General features: G+C 68.7%; 3 protein-coding genes. All 3 read right to left on the reverse strand.

The features are described from left to right. A partial coding sequence (locus AC1DOC_RS34155; protein WP_478131634.1) for a GyrI-like domain-containing protein occupies positions 1-433 on the reverse strand: 433 nt, incomplete at its 3' end. Positions 434-460: 27 nt separating this feature from the next. Continuing rightward, on the reverse strand, positions 461-910 hold the full coding sequence (locus AC1DOC_RS34160) for an EVE domain-containing protein (RefSeq protein ID WP_027730346.1): 450 nt from the start codon (positions 908-910) through the stop codon (positions 461-463). An 8-nt stretch (positions 911-918) separates the two neighbouring features. Next, a partial coding sequence (locus AC1DOC_RS34165; protein WP_478131635.1) for a VOC family protein occupies positions 919-1251 on the reverse strand: 333 nt, incomplete at its 5' end.

Below are 1251 nucleotides of genomic sequence, written 5' to 3' on the forward strand. Positions count from 1 at the left end.
GCCCCTCGTAGGCTTCGAAATCGCTGCGGTAGCGGCGCACGATTTCCGGGTGTGCTTCGAAATACTGCCAGATGCGCTGCCAGGCGGCGATCACCATCTGCGGCATCTCGCCCTGGCCCGTGAAGACGAGATAGTTGCCGGCGTCGATGGCCACGCTGCCCGCTGCGTCCGCGACGGCCACGCCCACGGTCAGGTCGAAGGCGCCGTGCGCGTCGGATTCGTAGCCGGAGTAGACGCCGTAGATGCGGGCGTCGCCGGTGCGGCCGGGCGTCGACCGGTAGGTCTCCTCGCCGAAGAAGCGATTCCACAGCGCGCCGATGCGGGCGGTTGCGGGGTCGTTCTCTTCGCGGTTGGTGGTGCGGACCGTGAGGCCTGCGACCTGGAAGGCTTCATGGTGCCGGCGGATGGGTTCCATCGGGGGATTCTTCTGCATGGATGATCGATCTCGGGATTGTGGCGCTCAGAGCGCGAGCGCCTTCAGGTCGGCTTCCATGGCGCGTGCGATCAGCATCATGTCGGCGTCGGAGACATCGAACAGCCCGAAGCGGAACTTGTAGCCCCACTGCTTCGGGTTCTCGATGAAGGCCAGCTGTTCCAGCAAGGGCGCGATCGGCGCTTCGCGGGAGGCCGCGTAGGCGACGTCGAGCCGGCACGGAACAAAGCCGTTGCCCATGTCCGCTTCGTACGGCGCGCCCGGCTGCACGATGCCGATCGAGACGAAGCTCTGCAGCTTGTCGGTACCGCCGAAGACGGTGGCCGGCGCGTAGTAGGCGACGCGGTCGCCCGCCGCAACCCGCTTGAGCGGGCCGAGCTTGCCGTGGCCGACCTGCATGAAGCCGAGCGGCTGGTGGTCGCGGCCCCGCCGGGCGTGCTCGGCGCTGGCAACGGCGATCCAGTTGCGCTGTGCCATGGTGCGGCTCAGGCGAGGGCGTGGAGGCCGACTTCGTTGCCTTCGGTGTCGCGCAGGTGGGCGATGAAGCCCATGCCGGGCGGCAGCGCAGACTTGGGCGCGACGATCTGGCCGCCGGCCGTTTCGACACGCGCCAGCACGGCATCGATGCTCGGCATGCAGTCCAGGTAGATGCGGATGCCGCTGCCCGCGCGTGCGCTGGCGTTCGCGCCGGCCTGCAGGGCGCCGCCGGTGGCGGGCTTGTCGTAGGGGAACACGGCGAGCGTCTGGTCGCCGAAGTCTTCGCGGCGCAGCTTGCGGCCGAGCACGGTTTCATAGAAGGCCTGGGCGCGGTCGATGTC

Source organism: Variovorax sp. 01T439_2, from assembly GCF_056398445.1.

Coding starts and splice junctions, on each gene's coding strand:
- AC1DOC_RS34160 (WP_027730346.1), bottom strand. CDS start 910: ATGGCACAGCGCAACTGGATCGCCGTTGCCAGCGCCGAGCACGCCCGG.